The organism is Candidatus Baltobacteraceae bacterium, assembly GCA_036559195.1.
Taxonomy (GTDB): Bacteria; Vulcanimicrobiota; Vulcanimicrobiia; order Vulcanimicrobiales; family Vulcanimicrobiaceae; genus JALYTZ01.
On record DATBTN010000050.1, the window covers coordinates 1 to 3,124 of the forward strand.

General features: G+C 64.4%; 4 protein-coding genes. All 4 read left to right on the forward strand.

What is annotated here, in order from left to right; genetic code table 11:
* Positions 1 to 300, forward strand: a 300-nt coding sequence (locus VIG32_07530) for a hypothetical protein (protein ID HEY8297855.1), incomplete at its 5' end; no start/stop codon positions are given.
* Between the two features lie 12 nt (positions 301 to 312).
* A complete protein-coding gene (locus VIG32_07535) occupies positions 313 to 2,451 on the forward strand; it encodes a polysaccharide biosynthesis tyrosine autokinase (protein ID HEY8297856.1) in 2,139 nt (712 codons plus the stop codon).
* Between the two features lie 8 nt (positions 2,452 to 2,459).
* Positions 2,460 to 2,846 (forward strand): hypothetical protein, encoded by a 387-nt coding sequence (locus tag VIG32_07540; protein HEY8297857.1) that lies wholly within the window; start codon positions 2,460 to 2,462, stop codon positions 2,844 to 2,846.
* A 48-nt stretch (positions 2,847 to 2,894) separates the two neighbouring features.
* Positions 2,895 to 3,124, forward strand: a 230-nt coding sequence (locus tag VIG32_07545; protein HEY8297858.1) for a hypothetical protein, incomplete at its 3' end; no start/stop codon positions are given.

Genomic DNA, 3,124 nt, shown 5'->3' on the forward strand with positions numbered 1-3,124 from the left:
GACCGGCCGGGCTACATTGCGCTCAGCGAAGGCGATCGTTTGAGCGTTGCCATCGCTAAGGCCGGCAACAGTGCCGCGGCCGCGTCGGATCTCAGTCACGTCTTCGTGACCCGCGCGGATCCCGACGGCCGCGCGGCCTCGCACGAAGTCGATATGTACGAGGCGCTGCAGCGCGGCGACTTGCGGTACGATCCCGTCTTGAAAAAGGGCGACATCGTATACGTGCCCGAGGCCAAACGCGGCGTACAAAATCCGGGTGGCTTCCTCACGATTCTCCGACGGATATTTCTTGGCTACTAAGGGGCGCAGAGTATGGAGAGATTGCCGCACGTGACGCCGATTCCGGCGCTTGCCGGACGCGTTGACGGAACCGATGCCGGCGCCAATCTGACGTGGCTGACGAGCGTACTCGTTCGGCGCGGGCGTCTGCTGTTCACGATCTTCGCGATGCTGCTCGCCGCCGTGATCGCGGCTACGATGCTGTATCCGCGGTCGTATACGACGGAGGCCCGCTTGATCGCGGGAACGGGGCGCGGAGCGACCTCGGGGGATGCGACGTCGTCCACGAACCTGCCGATCCTCAACGCGCTGCTGGTGGTTTCGGGCGTGCAGTCCGGCGAAACCTATGCGGAATTGCTGACCGAATCGCCCGTCGCGCAGCAAGTGATCGATAATTTACACCTCGACACATCGGCGCGCGGTCTTTTGCATCGCGTGAAAATCTCGCCGGTGACCAACACCTCGATCATCGCGCTCGCCGTGACCTGGTCGAATCCGGAGCAGTCGGCGCGCATCGCGAACGAGTTCGCGAGCGTCTTCATCACGCGCGAACGCGATCTCATCGCGAGCCAAGCAAACTCGGCGATCGCCTTTTTGACCGGTGAGATGCCGGCGGCCACCAAACGCCTGGCGGTAGCCGATGGGCGGCTCCAGCAGTTCGAACAGAGCCACCACATCGCCGACCTGACCGCGCAAACGCAGAACACGATCGCCGCGGTCGCCAACGTGGAGTCGAAGACGGCGCAAGTGCAGCTCGACGCGCGCCAGGCGCAGGCGCAACTCGCGAGCCTGCAGGCGCAGCGCGGCGGCATCAGCGCGTCGACCAGCGGCGGACAAGCGGTCTCGCCCAATCCGGTCTTCTCCCAGCTGCAAACGCAATTGGCCCAGGTCGATACGCAGCTCGGCACGGCCCGCGCGCAATACACCGACGAGCATCCGACCGTGAAGGGTCTGCTCGCGCAGCAGGCGCAAATTCGGCGCGAACTTGCGTCCACGCCCGCGACGATCGTCTCGGCGAGCAACACCGTCGCCAACCCCGTTTACGCCCAGATCTCACAGCAGGCCGTGAGTTTCCGCGCGCAGGTAGCGGCCGACACCGCGCAGCTCGCGGAACTCTCGGCACAGCGAGCGCTGCTCATGCCGCAACTGGCGGCGCTGCCCGCGCAAACGCAGCGCTTTTCGCAATTGACGCGCGAGCAAAAACTCGCCGACGACGTCTACACCGCGCTACAGCAAAAACTCAACGACGCGACGATCATGAAGAGCACGGCGCTTAGCGACGTGACGATCACGCAAACGGCGGCCGCGGCCGACGCGGTCGTGCGCCCCAACCGGCCGCTGACGATTGCGATTGGCGCCCTGCTGAGCCTTATCATCGCACTCAGTTTTATCGCGCTGCTGGATTTCATCGACGGCCGGCTTCGCGACGAAGAAGAGATTCGCCGCGACTTCGCGCTGCCGGTCTTGGGTTCGATCCCGGCGCTCGGCGACGAAAAGCGCCCCGCGTTACCGTGGGTGCAGGCGCTAACGATCGAGTCGTTCCTGCAGCTCGTGCGAACGCTGCGCTACTCCACCGATCGTCCGTTGCGCTCGCTCGCGATTACGAGCCCGGTTGAAGGCGACGGAAAGTCGACGCTCGCCGTCAATCTGGCGCGCACGATCTCCGAACTCGAAGGCCCGGTGTTGTTGATCGACGCCGACCTGCGCCGCCCCGTTTTACATAACATCGTCAAGGTCAAGAACACGCTCGGATTGGGCGACGTGCTGACCGGCCATTGTTCGCTCGAGAGTGCCGTGCAGCGCACGAAAGTCAGCGGCCTCGATCTGCTTACGAGCGGGACGCGCGTGCCCAACCCGGTCAAACTCTTGGAATCGGAGCGTTTTCAAGCGCTGCTCGACGAGGCGCACGGCCGCTACCGCATGGTCATTCTGGATTTGCCGTCGGTGCTGCCGATCGTTGACGCGGCGATTGTCGGCGAAAAGGTGGACGGACTGGTGATGGTGCTCTCGGTCGATAATACCGATCGGCGCCTCGCGCAAAAGGCCATCGCCAAGCTCGAAGCGATGGGCGTGAAAAACGTGCTCGGCATCATCGTGAACCGCGTGCGGCCTTCGATCGGCGATCAAAGCGACTACTATCTCCAAAGCGAGCCGCAGGCGGCACTGCTGTAAGATGAGCCATGCGCACCACTCGTAGAGTCGCCTCGACGTTTGCAGTGCTGCTATACGCCGCCGCGCTCGGCGGCTGCGGCGGAAGTTCGGGCTACAACTCGAGCGGCATCACCACGTTCCTGCCGGCGCCGATTGCCTTTCCGAATAGCGTGCAAATCGGCTGTCAGCCCGGCACGCTTACGGGCGTCATCTCCGTGCGGCAGACCGGCTACGGCGGCGCGTTTTCGGCGCAGTCGCGAAATACGGCCGTGGCGCTCGTCGCTCCCGGACCGGGGACCGCCCAATTCACGGTATCGCGCGCCTCAAATCCCGGCCCCGGCGGTTCAACGCAGATCTACATTCTGGGCGGCGGCGTTCAACCGGCCATCGTCGACGTTTCCGTTTCGGCCTGTTAAGGCGAGTGCCGTCACACGCATCTTGTCTCGCGTGATAGTATTAGCACGATGGGTGTTTCGCGCGGGACCTTTCTTGCCAGTGCCGCCGCCGGCTTGATAGCCGGTGGTCCTCTTCGTGCGCGCGCCGCCGAGCCATACGAGATTCTGGGCGAGATCGCGCTGAACGGCGCCGGCTCCCTGCGGCTGCTGAACCTTCGGCCGGAGCGCGGCCGCGTACCGGTGCAATGTACCGCAGCGATTCTCTCGCGCACGCAGGTGGCCGCGCGGATCGTGAATCG